The 20,428-nt window shown below is 69.4% G+C and carries 19 protein-coding genes; 12 read left to right on the forward strand and 7 right to left on the reverse strand.

Annotated elements, in window-relative coordinates:
* Positions 1-43 precede the first annotated feature (43 nt).
* Positions 44-979: a universal stress protein gene (locus JYG37_RS29485; RefSeq protein ID WP_050011049.1), complete on the forward strand. Its 936-nt coding sequence runs from the start codon at positions 44-46 to the stop codon at positions 977-979.
* 462 nt (positions 980-1,441) lie between these two features.
* On the opposite strand, the gene JYG37_RS29490 is transcribed toward JYG37_RS29485, so the two are convergent.
* Positions 1,442-1,876, reverse strand: coding sequence for a hypothetical protein (locus tag JYG37_RS29490; RefSeq protein WP_050011050.1), 435 nt, complete (start codon positions 1,874-1,876; stop codon positions 1,442-1,444).
* 542 nt (positions 1,877-2,418) lie between these two features.
* On the opposite strand from JYG37_RS29490, the gene JYG37_RS29495 reads away from it, so the two are divergent.
* Both JYG37_RS29495 and JYG37_RS29500 read left to right on the forward strand, forming a co-directional pair.
* A complete protein-coding gene (locus JYG37_RS29495; RefSeq protein WP_050011051.1) occupies positions 2,419-2,673 on the forward strand; it encodes a DUF3562 domain-containing protein in 255 nt (84 codons plus the stop codon).
* Positions 2,674-2,859: 186 nt separating this feature from the next.
* Positions 2,860-4,659, forward strand: a complete 1,800-nt coding sequence (locus JYG37_RS29500) for a methyl-accepting chemotaxis protein (protein WP_050011052.1) — start codon at positions 2,860-2,862, stop codon at positions 4,657-4,659.
* Between the two features lie 21 nt (positions 4,660-4,680).
* Here JYG37_RS29500 and JYG37_RS29505 read toward each other — a convergent pair whose 3' ends face one another.
* Positions 4,681-5,658 carry a sigma-54 interaction domain-containing protein gene (locus JYG37_RS29505; protein WP_235356122.1) on the reverse strand — a complete coding sequence of 326 codons (978 nt, stop codon included), beginning with the start codon at positions 5,656-5,658 and terminating at the stop codon, positions 4,681-4,683.
* A gap of 454 nt (positions 5,659-6,112) precedes the next feature.
* Between JYG37_RS29505 and JYG37_RS29510 the strand changes: the two genes are divergently transcribed.
* From JYG37_RS29510 to JYG37_RS29525, 4 genes are all read left to right on the forward strand, one after another.
* A complete protein-coding gene (locus JYG37_RS29510; RefSeq protein ID WP_213346872.1) occupies positions 6,113-8,104 on the forward strand; it encodes a hybrid sensor histidine kinase/response regulator in 1,992 nt (663 codons plus the stop codon).
* A gap of 66 nt (positions 8,105-8,170) precedes the next feature.
* A complete protein-coding gene (locus JYG37_RS29515) occupies positions 8,171-8,581 on the forward strand; it encodes a BON domain-containing protein (protein WP_050011054.1) in 411 nt (136 codons plus the stop codon).
* Between the two features lie 79 nt (positions 8,582-8,660).
* The gene (locus JYG37_RS29520) at positions 8,661-9,209 is read left to right on the forward strand and encodes a hypothetical protein (protein ID WP_089489370.1); all 549 of its coding nucleotides are present in this window, start codon (positions 8,661-8,663) and stop codon (positions 9,207-9,209) included.
* 51 nt (positions 9,210-9,260) lie between these two features.
* Positions 9,261-9,884: a DUF4142 domain-containing protein gene (locus tag JYG37_RS29525; RefSeq protein WP_089489371.1), complete on the forward strand. Its 624-nt coding sequence runs from the start codon at positions 9,261-9,263 to the stop codon at positions 9,882-9,884.
* A gap of 31 nt (positions 9,885-9,915) precedes the next feature.
* Here JYG37_RS29525 and JYG37_RS29530 read toward each other — a convergent pair whose 3' ends face one another.
* The 3 genes from JYG37_RS29530 to JYG37_RS29540 all read right to left on the reverse strand — a co-directional run bounded on the left by JYG37_RS29530 (position 9,916) and on the right by JYG37_RS29540 (position 11,571).
* A complete protein-coding gene (locus JYG37_RS29530; RefSeq protein WP_213346874.1) occupies positions 9,916-10,419 on the reverse strand; it encodes a PRC-barrel domain-containing protein in 504 nt (167 codons plus the stop codon).
* A gap of 99 nt (positions 10,420-10,518) precedes the next feature.
* Complete coding sequence (locus tag JYG37_RS29535; RefSeq protein ID WP_012340039.1) at positions 10,519-10,950, reverse strand: CBS domain-containing protein; 432 nt, start codon at positions 10,948-10,950, stop codon at positions 10,519-10,521.
* Positions 10,951-11,322: 372 nt separating this feature from the next.
* The gene (locus tag JYG37_RS29540; protein ID WP_089489373.1) at positions 11,323-11,571 is read right to left on the reverse strand and encodes a hypothetical protein; all 249 of its coding nucleotides are present in this window, start codon (positions 11,569-11,571) and stop codon (positions 11,323-11,325) included.
* A gap of 122 nt (positions 11,572-11,693) precedes the next feature.
* Here JYG37_RS29540 and JYG37_RS29545 point away from each other — a divergent pair, with 122 nt between their 5' ends.
* The 5 genes from JYG37_RS29545 to JYG37_RS29565 all read left to right on the forward strand — a co-directional run bounded on the left by JYG37_RS29545 (position 11,694) and on the right by JYG37_RS29565 (position 17,784).
* Positions 11,694-11,993 carry a hypothetical protein gene (locus JYG37_RS29545; protein WP_050011058.1) on the forward strand — a complete coding sequence of 100 codons (300 nt, stop codon included), beginning with the start codon at positions 11,694-11,696 and terminating at the stop codon, positions 11,991-11,993.
* Positions 11,994-12,301: 308 nt separating this feature from the next.
* Complete coding sequence (locus JYG37_RS29550; RefSeq protein WP_041492268.1) at positions 12,302-12,613, forward strand: ATP-binding protein; 312 nt, start codon at positions 12,302-12,304, stop codon at positions 12,611-12,613.
* Positions 12,614-12,816: 203 nt separating this feature from the next.
* Positions 12,817-13,698, forward strand: coding sequence for a MipA/OmpV family protein (locus JYG37_RS29555; RefSeq protein ID WP_124554268.1), 882 nt, complete (start codon positions 12,817-12,819; stop codon positions 13,696-13,698).
* Positions 13,699-13,792: 94 nt separating this feature from the next.
* Positions 13,793-15,487, forward strand: a complete 1,695-nt coding sequence (locus JYG37_RS29560; protein ID WP_213346876.1) for a VRR-NUC domain-containing protein — start codon at positions 13,793-13,795, stop codon at positions 15,485-15,487.
* The gene (locus JYG37_RS29565) at positions 15,484-17,784 is read left to right on the forward strand and encodes an ATP-dependent DNA helicase (protein ID WP_213346878.1); all 2,301 of its coding nucleotides are present in this window, start codon (positions 15,484-15,486) and stop codon (positions 17,782-17,784) included. The genes JYG37_RS29560 and JYG37_RS29565 overlap by 4 nt, the downstream gene beginning before the upstream one ends.
* A gap of 15 nt (positions 17,785-17,799) precedes the next feature.
* On the opposite strand, the gene JYG37_RS29570 is transcribed toward JYG37_RS29565, so the two are convergent.
* Both JYG37_RS29570 and JYG37_RS29575 read right to left on the reverse strand, forming a co-directional pair.
* On the reverse strand, positions 17,800-18,573 hold the full coding sequence (locus JYG37_RS29570) for an IclR family transcriptional regulator domain-containing protein (RefSeq protein WP_050011062.1): 774 nt from the start codon (positions 18,571-18,573) through the stop codon (positions 17,800-17,802).
* Positions 18,574-18,955: 382 nt separating this feature from the next.
* Positions 18,956-20,257 (reverse strand): UDP-N-acetylglucosamine 1-carboxyvinyltransferase, encoded by a 1,302-nt coding sequence (locus JYG37_RS29575; protein WP_050011063.1) that lies wholly within the window; start codon positions 20,255-20,257, stop codon positions 18,956-18,958.
* Positions 20,258-20,428: the final 171 nt, after the last annotated feature.

A 20,428-nucleotide genomic window follows, 5' to 3' on the forward strand; every position in this document is an offset into this window, starting at 1 on the left:
CGTCGTCGCCCGGCGACGACGTGCACGCACGGAGACCTTCGCCATGCAGCCTGCCCAGCCCATCCCGACGCTCGCGCGAATCGCGCTGGCCGTCGATCCGACGCCCGAATCGCTGACCGCCGCCCGTTACGTGCGCACGCTGCTGCGTCCCGGCATGCGATTGCGCATCATTTGCGCGATCGACAATCCGCGTCTCGTATTGCCCGACATTCCGCGCATCGACGCGCTGCTGACGTCGGCGCGCGAGGACATGATGCGCGACGCGCAGGCCACCTGCGAGCGGATCGCGGCGCTGTTCGCCGACAGCGGGATCGAAGTCGAACAAGTGGTCGTCGACACGTCGGTCACGGGCGGCTCGGTCGCCGACGCACTGGTCAACGATACGTCGACGTGGCACGCGGACGTGCTGGCGATCGGCGCGAATCCGCATCACGGGCTGTTGCGGCTGGTCGAAGGCGCGATGTCGGACACGCTGACGAAACGCGCGCGCTGCGCGCTGCTGATCGTGCCGTCGGCCTATGCACGGACGTCGGACGGCACGCTGCAGCGGCTGATGTTCGCGGTCGACGGCAGCGAGCCGTCGCTGCACGCGGTGCGCGTGGGGCTCGGCTTCGCGGCGCCGACGACGTTGCTGTATGCGGCGTACGTGATCGATCGCGCGGTTCGTCTGACCGATGTCGTGCCGGTGCGCGCCCTCGAGGATGCGTACCGCGCAGAGGGCGAGGATGCGCTCGCTAAGATCGGCCCGCTGTTTCATGCGACAGGCAACCCGACCAAGCGCGGCATCGTCGAAACGCATCCGACCAGCGACGACGTGGCCCATGCACTGATGCGCGATGCGGTGCACTGGCGGGCGGAGCTGCTGGTGGTCGGCACGCATGGCCGTCGCGGCCTCGCCGCCTGGCTGATCGGCAGCGTCGCGCGGCGGGTCGCGCATCTCGCGCAGGTGCCGGTGCTGCTGGTGCGCGGTGCGGAATGAATCGCGTGTCGTCGCGATCGAAGCGGTATGGATTGACCTGCATCAGAAACGCGGCGCATGTCGCGTGAGACAGTGGGGGAGCGTCCCCGCGACGCGGCTGGCCTTCGCATGCATGCGGGACCAAGGCCGCGCCGGCGTGCGAAAGGCGATGAAAGGCGATCGCTGTCGCACTCGCCGCCACATCATGTTCGGGCGCCGCGCCGCGTGTGTGTCCGGCGCGCCATCCGACCGGAAACTCTCTGGCACGAGGGTAGGCAACCGACGGTTGCCTTGGAGGACGGGCGGGGTGGAAGTCACCCCGTCCGCTTTCCGCCTGGCCCCGTCGAATTCATTTCCCCGTACGAATGGTCTGGAATGCGGCCGCGTCGAGCCGCGCGTCATCGCGCGCGGTCGCTTCGATACGGATCGCGGCGGACAGCGCGCATGCACGGCGCCGTGCCGTGCGCCGGTGACGTGCGCAGATCAGAGGGAGCGAAGAATCGATCGCAGGTCGTGCCGGCGGCCCGTGCAGCGACGGACCCGCGCATGCGGACGCACGACATGGAGCGGCGCACATACGCTGCACGTGCGACTGCGCAAACGATTCGCATGGGGCCACCCGGGGCGCGCCTTGCGACGCGGCTCCGATGCGGCCGGCGCGTCGGCCGCGTTGCGCGCGGACAGCGCCGCGGCGAATCGCTGCAACGCGAGGACGGACCCCGCGACGCTCTGATACTTTTCGCGGCCGATCTGCCCGTCGAGCGTGACGAGCAATCCGGCCTCGCGTGCGAGCGCGAGCAAGGTGTCGAGGTCGTCGGACGGACGGTTGCCGGCCGACGCGGGCCGGGCGGGCAGGGCGCGCGCGTTGCCCGACGCGCGCCGCTGGCCGTCCCGGCCCGGTAAGGTGCGATGTGCCATGGTTGGTCTCCTGCGCCGGACCCCGCGTGCCGGCTCGATGGCCGACTGAGCGATGTTCCGGTATGAACGCCTGGTTCATGTGATCAGTATCGTGTGGCGACGGCGCGCTGCCAAGCGGCGCGCGCTGAAGTCGCTGTCAGGAAATTGCGCGGCGCTATCGGAATCCGCTGACACGCGCGGCGGATGATCGGCCGCACCGCCGCGTTCGTCCGACGAATGCATCGCAGGGGGGCGCTTGACGCATGATTTCGGACGGTCTAAGTTTCCCCACTGCATCGGCGTCGCGCGGCGGTCCACCCGCCGCCCGTCGCCCATGCCGCGCCCCGGGGTGGCGTGGCAAGGCTTCCATCCAGTCTCGTTCGCGGGCCATGTGCACCGCGAACCCTGCGCGAACGGTTCGGAAACGGATCGACGCGGCGGCACGCGACGTGCCGTTGATCGCGCGCAAACCCGCGCCGGCGCATCGTACGCCGCGTGTCTGTCCAGTCTTTAAGCTTCCAGTACCGTCATCTTTTCGTTCCTCGACCGTCAGGAGTCTGTCGATGTCCAAGGACAATTTGCTCGATTCACTGAAGGAAGCCGCCGAACGGCGCGCGATCGGCGCGGATCAGCTGCGTGCGATGCTCGACGACGAAGTGCGTGCGCTGTCGTCCGGCGCGCGCGTGCACGACTACATCCACGTATTCGCGATCCGGCACCTGCGCGAGCGGATGCGCCAGAAGGACGTCTTCGACCGCGACACCCGGGCCGATGCGGCGCCCGCGGACGCCGATCCACGTCCGCGCCACCGGCTGTAGGGAGTAGCCGGCGGGCAGCACGCAGGTCGAACCCGGCCATCCTGACGATTTATTGGCAGTCGCAGACACCTGTCGTCATACGTTTCATCGAATCGTCACAACGACCTCAAGTAAGTGGCCCGATTTGCCGTTTACACGGTGAATTCGTCCAATCGGGCGTTCCTGCTCTCTTACCGAGTCGTTGCCATGTTCTCGTCCATTCGCGCCCGCATCCTTGCCGCGTGCGTCGCCATCGTCGTATTCGCGCTCGTCGCCACGACCCTGATCAACTATTTCATCGCACGCGCGTACAACGACGACGCGATCGACCGCAACCTGACCTCCGTCGCCAGCGGCCACGTGGTCGGGATCGCCGATTGGGTCGCGACCCGCAGCCGGATGATCGCGTCGCTGCAGGATGCCGCGCTGACGCCCGACCCGCTGCCTGTGTTCAAGCAGATGGCGGCGGCCGGCGGCTTCACGAACGTCTATGCCGGCTATGCCGACAAGGCGTTCCACTTCTCCGACCCGACCGGCATCCCGCCCGACTACGACCCGACGGGCCGCCCGTGGTACAAGCAGGCCGCGCAGGCCGGCAAGCCGGTCGTCACGCCGCCGTACGTCGATGCCGGCACGGGCAATCTCGTCGTCACGTTCGCGGTGCCGATCCTGCGCGACGGCGCGCTGAAGGGCGTGGTCGCCGCAGACCTGTCGATGGACAGCGTGATCGCCAACGTCAAGTCGATCCGCCCGACGCCGGCGAGTTTCGGGATGCTGGTCGACAGCAGCGGCCACGTCGTCGCCCACCCGGACGCCAAGCTCACGCTGAAGCCGGTCGCCGACGTGTCGCCCGAACTCGGCTCGCTGGGCGTGGCGTCGATCGCGGCGGCGAACGCGCCGGTCGAGGTCGGCGTCGGCGGCCACGCGAAGCTGGTGCGCGCGAAGCCGGTGCCGGGCACCGACTGGTACGCGCTGGTGCTGCTCGACAAGACCGAGGCGACGGCCGGGATGCGCTCGCTGCTGACCGCGTCGCTGATCACGCTGATCGTGATCGTCGGCGTGGCGTCGCTGATCATCGGCGCGATCACCGCGACCGCGTTCCGCCGCCTGTCCCAGGTGCGCCAGGCGATGGCCGCGATCGGCTCGGGCGCCGGCGACCTGACGAAGCGGCTGCCGGCCGACGGCCGCGACGAAGTCGCCGACATCGCGCGCTCGTTCAACAGCTTCGTCGACAAGCTGAACGACGTGATGCGCCAGATCCGCGACGCGAGCGAATCGGTGCGCACGGCCGCGAACGAGATCGCGGCGGGCAACCAGGACCTGTCGTCGCGTACCGAATCGGCGGCGGCGAGCCTCGAGGAAACCGCGGCGTCGATGGAAGAGATCACCGCGACCGTCGGTCAGTCGGCGGCGGCCGCCGGCCAGGCCGACGAGCGCGCGGCGGCCGCGTCGCGGATCGCGTCGCACGGCGGCGTGGTCGTGTCGGACGTCGTCGCGACGATGGGGAAGATCGAGGAAGCATCGGGCCGGATCGGCGACATCATCGGCGTGATCGACGGGATCGCGTTCCAGACCAACATCCTTGCGCTGAACGCGGCCGTCGAGGCGGCGCGGGCAGGCGAACAGGGCCGCGGCTTCGCGGTCGTCGCGCAGGAAGTGCGCAGCCTCGCGCAACGCAGCGCCCAGGCCGCGCGCGAAGTGAAGGTGCTGGTCGAGTCGACGGTCGCGAGCGTGTCGGCCGGGTCCGGGCAGGTGCGCCAGGCCGGCGATACGATGCGCGAGATCGTGGCCAACGTGGCGAACGTGACGACCATCATCTCCGAGATCACGCATGCGGCGAACGAGCAGACGCGCGGGATCCAGGAAGTGAACCGCGCGGTCAGCCAGCTCGATGAGATGGTGCAGCAGAACGCGGCGCTCGTCGAACAGTCGACCGCGGCCGCCACCGCGCTGCAGTCGCAGGCGAACGCGCTCGCGACGACGGTCGGGCAGTTCAAGGTCGCCTGACGCGGCGGCCGACCGCGCCGCTTACGAACCGTCCTGGTCGCGCATCAGCGCGAGCCGGTTGTAGAGCGTCTTCAGGCTGATGCCGAGCGCCTTGGCCGCGCGCGGCTTGTTGCCGTCGAAGTGACGCAGCGTCGCCGCGATGAAGCGCTGCTGCGCGTGGTGCAGCGTCGCGCCGACCGGCAGCGCCATCGCGCCTTCCGACGTGCTGTCGGCCACCGGCATCGGCTGCTTCGGCAGGGCGACGTCGATGCCTTCGTCCGCCAGGATGTACGCGCGCTCGATCGTGTTGTGCAGTTCGCGCACGTTGCCGGGCCACGAATACGCGCGCAATGCGGCGATCGCCGCGTCGGTCAGCCGCTTGTGCGCGCGATGCCGCGCGTTCAGCGTGTCGACGAATTCCTGCGCGATCGTCTCGACGTCGCCGTCGCGCTGGCGCAGCGGCGGCACGTAGATCGCGAACGCGGCGAGCCGGTAGAACAGGTCCTCGCGCAGCCGGCCGTCGCGCACCGCGTCGGCCGGATTGTGGCGGGTGGCCGACACGAACCGCACGTCGAGCGGAATCGATTCGGTGCCGCCCACGCGCACGATCGTGTTCGACTCGATCGCCCGCAGCAGTTTCACCTGCAGCGCGGCGGGCATTTCCGCGACCTCGTCGAGCAACAGCGTGCCGCCGCGCGCGGCTTCGAAGAAACCCTCGCGCTGCGTGATCGCGCCGGTAAAACTGCCTTTCTCGTGCCCGAAAAGTTGCGCCTCGGCAAGATCGGCGGGAATCGCGCCGCAGTTCATCGGCACGAACGGGGCGTCGCGCCGCGCGCTCAGATCGTGCAGCCGGCGCGCGACGATATCCTTGCCGACCCCGCTTTCGCCGGCAATCATCACGCTCGCGCCGGTGGGCGCGATTTTGTCGATACGGGCGAGCAGCGCGCGCATCGCGGCGGACCGGCCGGACAGCCGGCGACCGTCTGCGCGCTGCTTCGTCCGGTTGGCGGATTCACCCATAAGCGTTCGCGGGCCGTTTTGAAAAACGGCATCACGCGTCCCGTTGATTGCAATATTTATCGTCGACAGCGAAACGACCGCGAAGGTGCCGCGGAATAGAAAATTCCAATGTGCGCGGCGCGAGCGAAAGAAATCGTCCATCGTTTTTCGCGCACCCTTGCACGACGCGTCGGTCAGGTGATAACCGGCGCTTTTTTACAGAAACTCGATGAAAAAAGCGGCCGGCGACCCATTGCGACGGTGCGCGTGGCAACACCGGCAGCCACCCATCCGGGCCGCAGCCGACGCGGGTGGAGGGTCCGGCCATCCGTTCCCCGGAACGCCGCGCGCGGCCACCATCGGGTACGTCGTTTGCTGGCGTTTTCCTGCTCGCCCGGCGCGCTCGACGGTATGCCGGATGGCCGAAAGGCGGCATCCCCCCGCACGACGGGAGCCGGCGCGATGCAAGGACGCAATGAGGACTCTGACCCGTGAGTTGTTCCGGCAGGGTGCATGGGTCGTGCTGGCCGTCGGGCTGGCGTCCGCGCTGCAGGCGTGGGCGATTCGGGCCGTCGGCCAGCACGCGCCCTTTGCGCCGCTGCCTTTTTATGCCGGCGTGGCGGCCGCCGCATGGCTGACGTCGTTCGGCGGCGGCCTCGTCGCGACCGTCGCGAGCGTCGGCGTGATCTCCGCATTGTGGTGGCGCGACGCGCCGCTGCTTACGCTGCTGGCGCAAGCCAGCGCGTTCGTCGCGATCGGTTTCGTCGAATGCGTGCTGGTGGCGGCGGTGAAGCCGCTGCTCGCGAACGATCGTCCGCACGGGACCGGCGACCACGACGACGATCCGTATCCGCCGCATCGCGAGCCGTCGTCCGTCGCGTGCGTGTCCGACGACGGGCTGCTGCGCCGCGTGGTCGATGCGTCGCCCGATGCGATCGTCGGGACCGACGCCGAGCGCCGGATCGTCAGCTGGAATCCGGCCGCGGCACACATCTTCGGCATCGATCCGGCACAGGCGAGCGGACGCGACATCGTCACGATGATCGCGCCGCGCTGGCTGCGCCGGCATGCGGTGCCGGCGTCGTTCGCGAACCTGCGCACGCCGGTCGGGCCGCTCGACGTCCTGTGCGTGCGCCCCGACGGCGGCCTTTTTCGCGCCACCTTCGCCGCGTCGCCGATCGTCGACGCACAGGGCCACTGCACGGGCCTGTCGCTGACGCTGCGCGAAGCGGGCGAACGCCGCCGCAACGAACGCCACCACCTGCGCTCGCTGCGCGGCGCGCGCGACGCGCGCGTGCAGGCCGACGCGTCGAACCGGCTGAAGGACGAACTGCTGGCGACGGTGTCGCACGAACTGCGCACGCCGCTGAACGTGATCTACGGCTGGGTCGAGGTGCTGCGCAACGCCGACGGGCAGGGCCTCGCGCAACAGGCGGTCGACGCGATCGATCGCAGCGCGCGGTCGTTGTCGCACATGGTCGCCGACCTGCTCGACGCGTCGTCCCTCGCGACCGGCCGGCTGCGCCTGGAACGCGTGCCGGTCGATCTCGTGCGGATCGTGCGCGACGCCGCGCGCGAACTCGACGCGACGGCCGAGGCGAACGGGCTCGTGCTGTCGACGGAGTACGCGATGCCGGCCTGCGTGATTCCGGCGGACGGCGAACGCCTGCGCCAGGTCCTGTCGAACCTGCTGTCGAACGCGATCAAGTTCACGCCGCCGGGCGGACGCATCAACGTGTCGCTCACGCGTGCCGGGGAGCGCGTGCGGCTGTCGGTCTCCGATACCGGGCAAGGCATCGCGCCGGAATACCTGCCGCACCTGTTCGACACGTTCAGCCGGCCGGAAGGCGCGTTCACGTCGCCAAAGCGCGGCCTGGGGCTCGGCCTGTCGATCGTGCGCAACATCGCGCAGTTGCATGGCGGCGAGGTCGTCGCGACGAGCGCGGGGGCGGGGCGCGGCATGACCGTCACGGTGACGCTGCCGGCCGGCTGGGACGCCGACGATCCGGTGGAGCAGCCGCCACGCGCGAAGCGTATGTCCGATACGGTCGCGCTCGACGGCCAGCGCGTGCTCGTGGTCGACGACGACCCGACGTCGCGGACGAGCCTCGCGGTGGCGCTCGAAACGATGGGCGCGCAGGTATCGACCGCGCGGTCGGGGCACGATGCGCTCGAGGCGGTCGAGCGGCAGCAGCCGAGCGTCGTGCTGTCGGATCTCGCGATGCCGGACGGCGACGGTTACTGGCTGCTGGACCGGATCCGGCGCCTGCCGAACGGCGGCGGGCATCTGCCGGTCGTCGCCGTCACCGCGCACGCCGGCAACGCAGACCGGCGCCGCGTGATGGCCGCCGGGTTCGATGCCTATCTGTGCAAGCCGGTCGACATGCCGACGCTCGCGAGCGTGATCGTCGACGTCGTACTGGACGACCCGAACGACAGGAGCGGCGGGAAGCCGCGCGAGCGGTAGCGGCGCACACGGACGGCGCGGCACGCCGGTCGCGTGACGCTGAGCACATACGAAAAAGGAGACGCGATGGACGCAACGGAAAACCCGCGGCGCGACGGCACGGACGGCAAGCCGGCACGCACCCGACGCAGGACGCCGGTCGTGCCGATCGCGAGCATACTGATGATGTCGTGTGCATGGTTCGCGACGCCCCGCTACGCATCGGCCGACGAAAGCACCCGTGCGAAGCTGGCGAGCCAGGCGTCGGCCGTCGGGGGCCAGATCCGCGATGCGACGCTCGCGTCCCGCGTCAGGGCCGCGCTCGTCGCCGAACGCGGCCTGGCCTCCGGCGACATCGACGTGCAGGTTCGCGACCGCGTGGTCGAACTCACGGGCAACGTACCCGACGAGCGGCAACGCGCGACCGCCATCCGCGTCGCGCACGACGTCAGCGGCGTGAGCGGCGTGCGCGACAAGCTGCAGATTCGCCGGAAGTAACGTGATGCGCGGGCCAGCGCCGGGCCGATCGGGCGTCGCGCGCCCGCGACCCTGCGCGTCACCGGGCAGGAGGTTCGACATGGACACCATCATCGCGGGCCGCTTCTCGCGGCTCGAACAGGCGGAACGCTGCGCGGAGCAGTTGCGCGGCCACGCGATCCATCGGGACGACGTGAAGGTCTTCTTTCTAAATCCGCCCGGGCAGCACGCGCTGTTCTGGCTCGGCGGCGACGTCTATGCGGACTCCGCCGCGCGGCCCGGCGGCCTCGGCGCGCTGGAAGGCGTGGCCGTCGGCGCGGTCGTCGGGCTCGCCGGGGCCGCGCTGCTGTATCTCGGCGGCCTTCATTCGCCGCTCGCGTGGATCGGCGTGCCGCTCGTGGGCGGCTATGTCGGCGCGTTGTGCGGCGCGCTCGGCAAGATGCGCGGCGATGCGCCGGAGGGGCATGGCGCGTTGAACCAATGCGAAAACGGCGTCGTGCTGGCCGCGCATGTGACGCGGCGCACGATCACGTTCGCGGAGCGGACGATGCTCGCGGCCGGCGCGCTGTCGGTGGAGCGCACCGAGGGCGCATGGCACCACGGCGCGTGGACCGATTTCTTCACGTCGTCGGCCCATCGTCCCGCGTGACGGCAAGCCGCGCGGCCGGCCCGCTCCGTCGTTCCACACGGGAGGCCCCGGATGACGAAAACGACCCGAATCGAACAACGCACGCGTCGGCGGCAGGCCAGCGTGCTGACCGCCATCGCCGGCGTCCTGGCGTGCGCGGCTTCGCACGCGCAGACGCCGGCTTCGTCCGCCCGGGTCGCGCCGGGCGTCATCCTTCCCGGCCCGACCGCCGACGAGGCCGGCATGACGCAGCGGCCGACCGGCATCGACGCCGAGTTCGTCGACAAGGCCGGCATGATCGGCAAGGTGGAACGGCAAGCCGGCCAACTCGCGCTCGACCGCTCGTCGAACGCGGACGTGAAGGCCTTCGCGCGCCGGATGGTCGACGATCACGCGCGTATCGCGGACGAACTGCGGCACCTTGGCGCGCAAAAGGGCGTGCCGGTCCAGACGCGAATGCTCGTGGACCCGGCCGTGACGGCATTGCGGGCGAAGAACGGGCGCGCGTTCGATACGGCGTATGTGGCGCTGGCCGGCCCACACGCGCACGAAGCGGCGGTCCGGCTTTACGAAGCCGAGGCGAAAGAGGGCCGCGACGCGCAGCTACGCGCATTCGCGGCCCGCACGCTGCCCACGCTGAACGCGCATCTGGGCGCCGCGCGGCAACTCGCGAAGGCGGTGGCCACCGCGCAGTGACCGGCTTTCGGGCGGACAGTTCGGATAGCGTTCAGTGCTGCCGCGTCCCGTCTTCCGGGCCGCCCGGCGACGCCTCGTACGGCGGCGAATCGAGCGCCGTTTCGCCTTCCTCGATCAGCCAGTACGGCGAACGGCCGTAATACGCATGCAGCGCTTCGGCCCACTCGGGGTCGGCCATCGTCGGCCAGCGGCTCTTGTCGAAGCCGGGCGCCTCGCGCACACGTGCAGTGTCGACGGGCAGCACGAAGCATTCGCGTTCGGCATCGAGAACGAGCGCGTTCCACGGCACCGCGAGCAGCTTGTCGCCGATCCCGAGCAGACCGCCGGACGACACGACCGCATACGCGATCCGCCCGGTGCGCACATCGAGCATGATGTGGGCGATCTTGCCGATGTCGTCGCCGTCCATCGTCAGCACGCGATCGCCTTCGAGCGTGCGGGCGGCCATCACGTCGGGTCCCGGCCCGCCGGCGGCCGTACGCGGATTCGCGCCGACGATGCGCGCGGCGTCGCGCGCCGGTTTGTCCGTTGTCATCGAAAACCTCCTGGTCGAAGCGGCAGCCCGGCCCGCGCGCAGACTCGTTGCGCGGGTAGTGCGCCGGGGCGGCAGGCCGCGGGATGATCGGGGCGCCGGTCAGCGGCGGCGCGGCAACGAGACGTCCTCGAGCGTATTGGCCAGCTCGTCGCGCGCCGGTCCGCCCGCGCGCGTCGCGATGTCGCCGAGCGACACCATGCCGACGAGCTTCAGGCTGCGGTCGAGAACCGGCAAGCGGTGCAACTGCACGTCGGCCATCCGCTGTTGAACGTCGCCGACGCCGTCGTCCTCGACGCACCACTGCACGGGCCTGGACGCGACCGCCTGCACCGGCGTATCGGGCGAATGGCCGTGCGACAGCGCCCGCACCGCGAGGTCGCGATCGGTCACGATCGCGACGAGCTCGGCGCCGTCGCAAACGGGCAGCACGCCGATATCGAAGCGCTGCATCAATTCGGCCGCATGGCGAATCGTGTCGGTCGGCGCGACGCACACTACGTCGCGCGACATGATCTCGTTGACGCGATACATGAACGCCTCCTTCGTGATCGGGACGATACGGGAGCACCGCATGTGCCACGCGCACGGCGCGTACACCGGAGCCAACGCCTGTTCACGCTGATAACGCACCTGCACCGGGCTTGCCGGGCGACGGAGAAATTTGCCAGCGCGCTTGTACATCTTCCACGGCGGCAGCCGCGGCCTGGCGACGGGGGCGTCAGTGACCGATGCCCGTCATCGTGACGATTGCCAGCACCACCGCGCTTTCGATCGCGGCGAGCGCCGCCACGCCGGCCGCGCCACTGATTTCATGCCATCTGCGTTCAAGGACTTTCATCGGATCGCTCCTGATTTGAGCCGACGCGGGATGCGCTGCCACGCAACGCGCGCCGGGTGCCGCCGTCAGCCGTGATCGCGGGGCGGGGAAGGGACGTGCGGCGCGCGACGTTCGCGCTCGCCGGACGGCTTGGTGGGGTCGATACGCGTCGCACCGCCGACGGCGGGCGGATCGCTGGCCGGAAACGTCTCCTCGAGCCCTTCGTCGATGCGCTCCTCCGTCTTGTCTTCAGACGGCGGACGCGACGAGGCGAGCCGGAGCAGTCCGGCAGCCGGTGACACGGCGTCGCGGCGGCCGGTGGAGTATACGGTCATGGTCGAACCTCCTTGTCGATGAGAAGCCGCAAGCGCCGTACCCGCGGCAGCCGGGGGCACGGCGTTTGCAAGCCGGCGGGAACCAGCCGGCACGCGTCCGGGATGGACGAGAGGACATCGTGATGAATGCAGCCAGGGAAAGAATACGTTACGACGCGAACGTATGCGGTGGCGATTTCGGCCATGTGCGCGAGCGTTTCGATACGTGGAAACGCGAATCGCGGCTCTATCGGCCGGAGCGGCGCATGTTCGACGGCAAGGACGAGGTGCGCGAACTGAACGACACCGTTTACGACGGCCCGGAACGCGCGCAGCAGGCCCTCGTCGCGCAATGCGAACCGTCCGATCCGTTCGCGCTCGCCGTGCAGTTGACCGCCGAGGGGCGCACGATGTGGCTCGTCATGGCGGCGTACGACGCGTGAGCCGACCGGCCAAGGGGCGCGGCGCGACGGCAGGCACGCCGCTTGCGAGGGCTCGCTTCGCCATTGAACGGCGCGCGCCGCCGCGCAGGAGTGACATGAACACGCCATCCATGCTGCACCGCCCCGAACCGACGACACCCGACGTCGACCCGGATCCGCCGCCGCCCGGGCACGACGACCCGGTCGATCCGCCCGTGCCCGACGGGCTGCCGCAAGGCGATCCGCCGTCGAACCCGCCGCCGATGCGGATGCCGGGCGGGCGCCGTGCGCCACGACCGGCCACGCGAACATTGAAAAGGAGGACCGTCATGGACATTCACGTGCAATCGCCAGACAAGCGCGCGATCGCTCAGGTACTGGGCCGCTATTTCGAATCGCGTTCGCTCCGCTATCACATCGAGGAATTGCCGGGCGGCGTGCTGCAGATCGGCTTTCGCGCGAGCGGCCGTCCGGTCGCCGTCACCGTTTCGTTCGACGATGCCGCCTACGACACCTACACGCACTGGGACGCGAGCCAGAAGCAGCTCGCGCTCGGCCGGCTCGCCGACGGCTTCTCGCGGATGATGTCGACCCGCAGTCCGGCCGCGCTCGCCGGCGACTATCACGTCGAGCGTTTCTGATTCCGCACTCGTCCGCCGGCTCGTGCCGGCTTTCGGCAAAGTGCCCGCCCACAACGGGCGCTTTGCGTCTGCGCGCGCGTCGCGTAGGATGTCCGTTAATTCAGCGCATGCTACGTTCGCGCCGCAGGCTGCCTGCCGTTGCAGCCGATGAAGCGCGACGCGCTTTCCCTCAGGTTCGTTTCGTGCAACCGACGGAGACCGCCTTGACCACTGTTGCTCGCCTGTTGCTGTCCACCGGCGTACGCCGGTTCGTATCCGGCCTGTCGGCATTCGCGGCGCTCGCCGCCGCCGGCGCCCGCGACGCGTCGGCCCAGACGCCTTCGCCGCTCGGCGAATGGCAATACACGGCGGGCGTACCGCTCCAGAAACTCTTCGATCCGAACATCCCCACGTGGCAGGTGAGCGTCGGCGCCGCGATGACGCTGCAGCCGCGCTACGCGGGCTCCGACCGCTATCGCGTGATGGGCGGCCCGAATTTCGACATCCGCTATCGCGACCTGTTCTTCCTGTCGACGGGCGAGGGCCTCGGCGCGAACGTGCTGCGCGGGCCGAACTGGCGCGTGAGTTTGTCGGTCGGCTATGACCTCGGGCGTCGGTCGGCCGACGATCTCGGTCACCTGAACGGTCTCGACAACATTAACGCGGCGCCCGTGATGAAGCTCGCGGCCGACTACGTGGTCTCGAAGGATTTCCCGCTCGTGCTGCGCGCGGACATCCGGCGCAGCATCGGCGGGTCGAACGGCTGGACCGGCGATTTCTCCGCGTACATGCCGATGCCCGGCAGCAACGAGCACTTCTTCTGGTTCGCGGGGCCGACCGTGACGTTCGCCGATTCCCGCTACATGAACAGCTGGTTCGGCGTGAACCAGGGCGCGGCCGCGCGCTCCGGGCTGCCGGCCTATTCGTCGGGGGCCGGGATCAAGTCGGCCGGCGTGGGCATGACGATGGTGTGGTTCGTGAACAAGCACTGGTTCGTCACGGTGGACGGCGCGCTCGAGCAGCTCGTCGGCCGCGCGGCGCGCAGCCCGATCACGCAGCAGTCGACCAACGGCGTGTTCGACATGTCGGTGAATTACCAGTTCTGACCGGCCGGGCAGCGCAAGGGCGATGCCGCGTGCGGCATTGCCCGTCATATTTGATATGATTGCGACCTGTACAAATGTACAGTGATCGATCCCCGTGACGCCTGCCTCGCCGACGCCTCCGGCGTTTTACTACCTGACCAACTTCGAACGCGCGCTGGCCTGGCTCGGCGAGCGTTACGACGACCTGTTCGACGCGCACGAGCATGCGTTCGTCCGGCAGTTCGCGACGCTGCCGCAGGCGTCGCGCGCGCTGCTCGTGCGGATGCTGATGCGCAACGGGTCCGATTTCCGCGCGACCAAGCTCGTGTACGACGAGATCGGCTGCACGCTCGACGCCGCCGCGCCGCTCGTCGCGCTCGGCTGGGTCGATCCGGCGCCGGCGCTCACGCTCGACGAGCTGTTCGCGCTGTCCACCAAGGCCGATCTGCTGCGCATCTTCCCGGCGCTCGCCGCGCCTGCGGGCGCGCGCAAGGCCGACTGGCTCGACCGGCTGCGGCCCGCGCACGACGTCGCGCAACCGCTCGACGCGTGGTGCGCGCAGCCCGGCGATCGGGTGTTACGGGTGACGGTCGGCGCGCTGTGCGACCGGCTGCGGCTGATGTTCTTCGGCAATCTGCATCAGGACTGGAGCGAATTCGTGCTCGCCGATCTCGGCGTGTTCCAGTACGAAAGCGTGCCGATCGCGCCATCGTCGCGCGCGTTCCAGCAGCGCGGCGACGTCGACGCGTATCTCGCGCTGCAGATGTGCCGCGACGCACTCGATGCATGGCCCGACGATCTGCCGTTCGACGACCTGATCCGCGCGCTGGATGCAGTCGACTGCGCGCAACCGTGGCTCGCGACGCGCCGCGCGAAGTTGCTGTTCGCGCTCGGCCAGGCATGCGAACGCCGTGCCGACTGGTGCGCCGCACTCGACGCATACGCGCGCAGCGCGTGGCCCGGCAGCCGCCACCGGCGAATCCGCGTGCTCGAACGCTGCGGGCGCGACGACGACGCGCTCGCGCTGGCGCTCGACGCCCGCGGCGGCTTCGAGAGCGACGAGGAGCGTCAGCGCGTCGAACGCATGCTGCCGCGCCTGCAGCGCCGTGCCGGCCGGCGCGTCGAACGCGCGACCGCTGCCGCGGACGTGCCGCGCGAGACGCTTGTGCTTGCGCGTCCCGACGTGTCCATCAGCGTCGAATTCGCGGTGCGCGACCATCTGGCGCAGCCGGCTTCGCCGGTCCACTACGTCGAAAACACGCTGATCAATTCGCTGTTCGGGCTGCTGTGCTGGGAGCCCGTGTTCGCGGCCGTGCCCGGCGCATTCTTTCACCCGTTCCAGCGCGGCCCGGCCGACTTGCACGCACCCGATTTCGCCGTGCGCCGCGCGGCGGCCTTCGACGCCTGCTTCGCGCAGCTCGATTCGGGCGCGTACCGCGACACGATCCGCCGGCATTTCGCGACGAAGGCCGGGCTGCAGTCGCCGTTCGTGTTCTGGGGCGTGCTGACCGACGCGCTGCTCGACGAAGCGCTCGCCTGCCTGCCGCCCGAGCACCTGCGGCTGTGGTTCACGCGCCTGCTCGCGGATATCCGCAGCAACCGGTCCGGCTTGCCCGATCTCGTCCGCTTCTGGCCCGACGAGCGCCGCTACGAGCTGATCGAGGTGAAGGGCCCCGGCGACCGGCTGCAGGACAACCAGACGCGCTGGCTCGCGTACTGCCTCGCCCACCGGATGCCGGTGCGCGTCGTCGACGTCGAATGGGCCGGCGACGACGTCGCGCACGCCGAGGCGGCGGGGTTGTCCGCATGAGCTACGTGGTCGCGGTGCGGGCGATGTGCGAGTTCACCGCGCGGCGCGGCGATCTCGACCTGCGCTTCACGCCCGCGCCGACCGCGCTCGAAGGCATCGCCGGCCACGGCGCGGTCACGTCGAAGCGCGGCGCGCGCTACGAAACCGAGATCGCGCTGACGGGCACGTGGGGCACGCTCACCGTGCGCGGCCGCGCCGACGGCTACGATCCGGTGGCGAACCGGCTCGAGGAAATCAAGACCTATCGCGGCAGCCTCGACGCGATGCCGGCCAACCATCGCGCGCTGCACTGGGCGCAGGCGAAGGTCTATGCGCACCTTATGTGCGACGCGCGCGACCTCGAGGCAATCGACGTCGCGCTCGTGTATTTCGACATCGTGTCCGAGCGCGAGACGGTGCTGACGGAAACGCTGGATGCCGCCACGCTCGCGACGTTCTTCGCCGAGCAGTGCGCGTGCTTCGTCGGCTGGGCCGAACGCGAGACGGCCCACCGCGCCGCGCGCGATGCGGCGCTGCGCTCGCTCGCGTTCCCGCACGGGCAGTTCCGCAGCGGCCAGCGCGAGCTGGCGGTGGCCGTCTATCGCGCGGCGCGCAACGAACACTGCCTGATGGCGCAGGCGCCGACCGGCATCGGCAAGACGCTCGGCACCGTGTTCCCGCTGCTGAAGGCATGCGGCGAGGGCGAGCTCGACCATGTATTTTTCCTGACCGCGAAAACGCCCGGCCGCGCGCTCGCGCTCGAAGCGGCGACGACGCTCGGCGCCGGCACGCCCGCGCTGCCGTTGCGCGTGCTGGAACTCGTCGCGCGCGACAAGGCGTGCGAGCATCCGGACCTCGCGTGCCACGGCGAATCGTGCCCGCTCGCGAAAGGCTTCTACGACCGGCTGCCGGCCGCGCGCGACGCGGCGATCGAGGCCGGGCTGCTCGATCGCGATACCGTGCGCGCCGCCGCGCTCGCGCACGACGTCTGTCCGTACTACCTGGCGCAGGAACTCGCGCGCTGGTCGGACATGATGATCGGCGACTACAACTACTACTACGACGGCAGCGCGATGCTGTACACGCTCGCGCAGCAGAACCAGTGGCGCGTCGGCGTGCTCGTCGACGAAGCGCACAACCTGCTCGACCGCGCCCGCAAGATGTACAGCGCGTCGCTCGATCCGTTCGCGTTCGCGGCCGCGCGCGAAGCCGCGCCGGCCGCGTTGCGCAAGGCATTCGACCGGCTCGCCCGCGCGTGGGGCACGCTCAATCGCGCGCAGGCCGAGCGCTATGCGGCTTATCCCGACGTGCCGGGCCCGATCGTGTCGGCCGTGCAGAACCTCGTCGCGGCGATCGGCGAACACCTGACCGACGCGCCGCGCGCGAACGGCGACGCGCTGCTGCGTTTTCATTTCGAGGCGATCCAGTTCGGCGTGCTGGCCGAGGCGTTCGACAGCGCGTCGATCTTCGACGCGACGCTGCAGGGCGAACCGATGCCGCGGCAGCCGGCGCTCGACGGCGTCGCGACGGCCGGCCGTCGGCGCCGCGTCCAGTCGACGCTGTGCGTGCGCAACGTGATCCCTGCCGGTTTCCTCGCGCCGCGCTACGAAGCCGCGCGTGCGACCGTGCTGTTCTCGGGCACGCTGAGCCCGTTCCATTTCTATCGCGACACGCTGGGGTTGCCCGGCGATACGGGCTGGCTCGACGTCGACGGGCCGTTCCGCGCCGAGCAGCTGACGGTGCGCGTCGCGAGCCACGTGTCGACGCGCTGGCGCGACCGCGATCGTTCGCTCGAACCGATCGCCGACCTGATCGCCGCCCAATACGCGGCACGGCCCGGCAACTATCTCGGCTTCCTGAGCAGCTTCGACTACCTCGGGCGCGTGGTCGCGCTGATGCAGACGCGCCATCCGGACGTCCCCGTGTGGGCGCAGGCGCCCGGCATGGCCGAAAGCGAGCGCGACGCGTTTCTCGCGCGCTTCGACGCGGGCGGACGCGGCGTCGGCTTCGCGGTGCTGGGCGGGGCGTTCTCGGAAGGCGTCGACCTGGTCGGCGAGCGGCTGATCGGCGCGTTCATCGCGACGCTCGGGCTGCCGCAGGTCAACGACATCAACGAGCAGATGCGGCGCGCGATGGACGCGCGCTTCGGCAACGGTTACGACTACATGTACCTGTATCCGGGGCTGCAGAAGGTCGTGCAGGCGGCCGGGCGCGTGATCCGCACCGAGCAAGACGAGGGCGTCGTGCATCTGATCGACGACCGTTACCGACGGCGCGAAGTGCGCAACCTGCTGCCGCGGTGGTGGCGGATCGGGTGACGGCGGCGTCGGTCGCTACAGCACGTTGAGCATCGCGAGCGCGGCTTCCTGCAGATGCGGCAGCACACGTCGCACGGCCGCGTCGGTTGTCTCCGCGCCGATCGGCATGTTCGTGCTCAGCGCGGCGACGACTTCGCCGTGACGGTTTTTCAGCGGCACCGCGATCCCGCGAACGCCGACCTGCAGTTGCTGCTCGATCGCCGCGTAGCCGGCATCGCGCGCATGGTCGACCTGTTCGAGCAGCCGCGCCTTGTTGGTGATCGTGTGCGGCGTGAACGGCGGCAGCTCGGTCTCGTCGAGCCACGCGCGCACGGCTTCGCGATCGGGATGATGGGCGAGCAGCACGACGCCGGGCGACGTCAGCGGCGCCGGCACGCGCGCGCCGAGCACGAAACCCGTCGTCATCACGCGCGACACGCCGTTGCGGGCGATGAACACGAGTTCCCAGCCGTCGAGCACGCTGACGTACGCCGATTCGTTCAGCGACGCGCTCAGTTGCTGCAGATAAGGCTGGACCGTGCGCGGCAGCCGCGCCGAATCGAAGTACGACCAGCCGACCCGCAGCACGCGCGGCGTGAGGCCGTACAGCTTGCCGTCGGTGTACACGTAGCCGAGCGATTCGAGCGTCAACAGGTAGCGCCGCGCGGCCGTGCGCGTGAGGCCCGTGCGTGCGGCGGCCTGCGTGGGCGTCATGCGCGCGTGCTGGCTGTCGAAAGCCTCCAGGATCATCAGGCCTTTTTCGAGGCCGGCAATCCAGTCGCGTCGGTCGAGTTCGGGCTTTTTCGTCATCACGGATGGGCTATGGCGCGCGATGTTCGCGCAGGAGTGGGCGATTATCGCGCGACTGGTGGGGGAACGGGAGATCGGTTGATCCGCGATCCTTGCCCGCCGGATAGGGGCTCACGTTTCGGCAATTGGACAGGTCTGAATCTGGTTTTCCGCGAGCGGGAAAAAGCCGACGGGTCGCGGAAGTAGACGTTCCGACGATGCATCGCCAGTCTGGCGCAGACTGCGGGAAGAAGCGTGAAGCAGCACGCAGTGTGCTGACGTGAATAGATGGCGGCCGATGGCAGACCGCTGCGCGGCCGCGCATGGAAGCGACCGATACGGCATGAAAAGCGCGAGAACCGGATGCGACGCGACCGTTACGCGCGCCGCATCCGTCATGACTTTACTCGCTACTCGTCCACTCGACGTTCGCGCCCACCGAACGCAGGTTTTCGACGAAATGCGGATGCGCGCGGCGAATCGGCAGCGCGTTCATGATTTCCGAACGGCCTTCGATGCTCGCGGCCACCATCAGCAGCGCGATCGCGACGCGAATGATGTACGGGCTCTCGACGCGCGCCGGCGTCAGTGGCAGCCCGCCGAACGTGATCAGCCGGTGCGGATCGGACAGCAGCACGTGCGCGCCGAACTTCGACAGTTCGCCGGACCAGCCGAGCGCGCCGTCGTAGACCTTGTTCCAGAACATCGCGCTGCCTTCCGCACGCACGCCGAGCGCGATGAAGATCGGCAGCAGGTCGACCGGCAGGTACGGCCACGGCGCGGCCTCGACCTTGGTCAGGATGTTCTGCGTGAACGGCCGGCGCACGCGCAGCGGGCCGTCGCGCTCCGCGCGCGACCAGCCATCGCGGTGCGTGACGGTGACGCCGAATTTCGCGAACGTGCGGTCGATCAGCGGGAAATGCTCGGGCGACGAATTGCGCACCGTGATGTCGCCGCCGGTGATCGCGCCGAGCGCGAGGAACGTCGCGATTTCATGGAAGTCCTCGGCGAAGCGGAACTCGCCGCCGCCGAGCTTGCCGCCGCCCGTCACGCAAAGCCGCGACGTGCCGATGCCCTCGATCGCGACGCCGATCATCGCGAGGAACTGGCTGAACTCCTGCACGTGCGGCTCGGAGGCCGCGTTCATCAGCGTCGACGTGCCGTTCGCGGCCGTCGCGCACAGCGCGAAGTTCTCGGTGGTCGTCACTGACGCGTAGTCGAGCCAGTGATCGTTGGCCGTCAGCGGGCCGTCGGTACGAACGATCAGCGAATCGGGCGTGCGTTCGATGTGCGCGCCGAAACGTTCGAACACCTCGACGTGCGGATCGATCTCGCGCACGCCGAGCGTGCAGCCTTTCACGTCGTTCTCGAGGCGCGCGACACCGAAGCGCGCGAGCAGCGGCGGAATCAGCATGATCGACGAACGCATCGCCTCGGGCAGCCGATGGACGGCCGGATCGAACGTCGTGTTGCGATGGTGAAGCTCGAGCAGACCCGTCGTGAAATCGACCGACACGTCGCTGCCGAGCGTGCGGAAGATATCGAGAATCTTGCGCACGTCGGTGATGTCCGGCACGCCGACGAGACGCAGCGGCTGATCGGTCAACAGGGTGGCGCACAGAATCGGCAGGACGGCGTTCTTGTTCGCGGACGGCTTGATGTCCCCGCGCAGCGGAGTGCCGCCGTGGACGATGAGATTCGACATGATATGGGGGCGTATCGGTGACTGACGTAGGCCCATATGATGCCATTGGTCGGCACGCGGCGTGGAATGTTCGGAGGGGGAAAAGGGGAATCGGCGCGCGTAACTGACAGTGTTTGACGTCGCGCCCGCGATGTAGCAGGTCGAATTGCAGCAGGTCGAATGTCGGCCGGC

Source organism: Burkholderia sp. LAS2, assembly GCF_018417615.1.
GTDB classification, from domain to species: Bacteria; Pseudomonadota; Gammaproteobacteria; order Burkholderiales; family Burkholderiaceae; genus Burkholderia; species Burkholderia sola.

What these genes read in the sequence shown, in the direction of transcription:
- JYG37_RS29485 (WP_050011049.1), top strand. Translation starts at nt 44, where the DNA reads ATGCAGCCTGCCCAGCCCATCCCGACGCTCGCGCGAATCGCGCTGGCC.
- JYG37_RS29490 (WP_050011050.1), bottom strand. Translation starts at nt 1,876, where the DNA reads ATGGCACATCGCACCTTACCGGGCCGGGACGGCCAGCGGCGCGCGTCG.
- JYG37_RS29495 (WP_050011051.1), top strand. Translation starts at nt 2,419, where the DNA reads ATGTCCAAGGACAATTTGCTCGATTCACTGAAGGAAGCCGCCGAACGG.
- JYG37_RS29500 (WP_050011052.1), top strand. Translation starts at nt 2,860, where the DNA reads ATGTTCTCGTCCATTCGCGCCCGCATCCTTGCCGCGTGCGTCGCCATC.
- JYG37_RS29505 (WP_235356122.1), bottom strand. Translation starts at nt 5,658, where the DNA reads ATGGGTGAATCCGCCAACCGGACGAAGCAGCGCGCAGACGGTCGCCGG.
- JYG37_RS29510 (WP_213346872.1), top strand. Translation starts at nt 6,113, where the DNA reads ATGAGGACTCTGACCCGTGAGTTGTTCCGGCAGGGTGCATGGGTCGTG.
- JYG37_RS29515 (WP_050011054.1), top strand. Translation starts at nt 8,171, where the DNA reads ATGGACGCAACGGAAAACCCGCGGCGCGACGGCACGGACGGCAAGCCG.
- JYG37_RS29520 (WP_089489370.1), top strand. Translation starts at nt 8,661, where the DNA reads ATGGACACCATCATCGCGGGCCGCTTCTCGCGGCTCGAACAGGCGGAA.
- JYG37_RS29525 (WP_089489371.1), top strand. Translation starts at nt 9,261, where the DNA reads ATGACGAAAACGACCCGAATCGAACAACGCACGCGTCGGCGGCAGGCC.
- JYG37_RS29530 (WP_213346874.1), bottom strand. Translation starts at nt 10,419, where the DNA reads ATGACAACGGACAAACCGGCGCGCGACGCCGCGCGCATCGTCGGCGCG.
- JYG37_RS29535 (WP_012340039.1), bottom strand. Translation starts at nt 10,950, where the DNA reads ATGTATCGCGTCAACGAGATCATGTCGCGCGACGTAGTGTGCGTCGCG.
- JYG37_RS29540 (WP_089489373.1), bottom strand. Translation starts at nt 11,571, where the DNA reads ATGACCGTATACTCCACCGGCCGCCGCGACGCCGTGTCACCGGCTGCC.
- JYG37_RS29545 (WP_050011058.1), top strand. Translation starts at nt 11,694, where the DNA reads ATGAATGCAGCCAGGGAAAGAATACGTTACGACGCGAACGTATGCGGT.
- JYG37_RS29550 (WP_041492268.1), top strand. Translation starts at nt 12,302, where the DNA reads ATGGACATTCACGTGCAATCGCCAGACAAGCGCGCGATCGCTCAGGTA.
- JYG37_RS29565 (WP_213346878.1), top strand. Translation starts at nt 15,484, where the DNA reads ATGAGCTACGTGGTCGCGGTGCGGGCGATGTGCGAGTTCACCGCGCGG.
- JYG37_RS29570 (WP_050011062.1), bottom strand. Translation starts at nt 18,573, where the DNA reads ATGACGAAAAAGCCCGAACTCGACCGACGCGACTGGATTGCCGGCCTC.
- JYG37_RS29575 (WP_050011063.1), bottom strand. Translation starts at nt 20,257, where the DNA reads ATGTCGAATCTCATCGTCCACGGCGGCACTCCGCTGCGCGGGGACATC.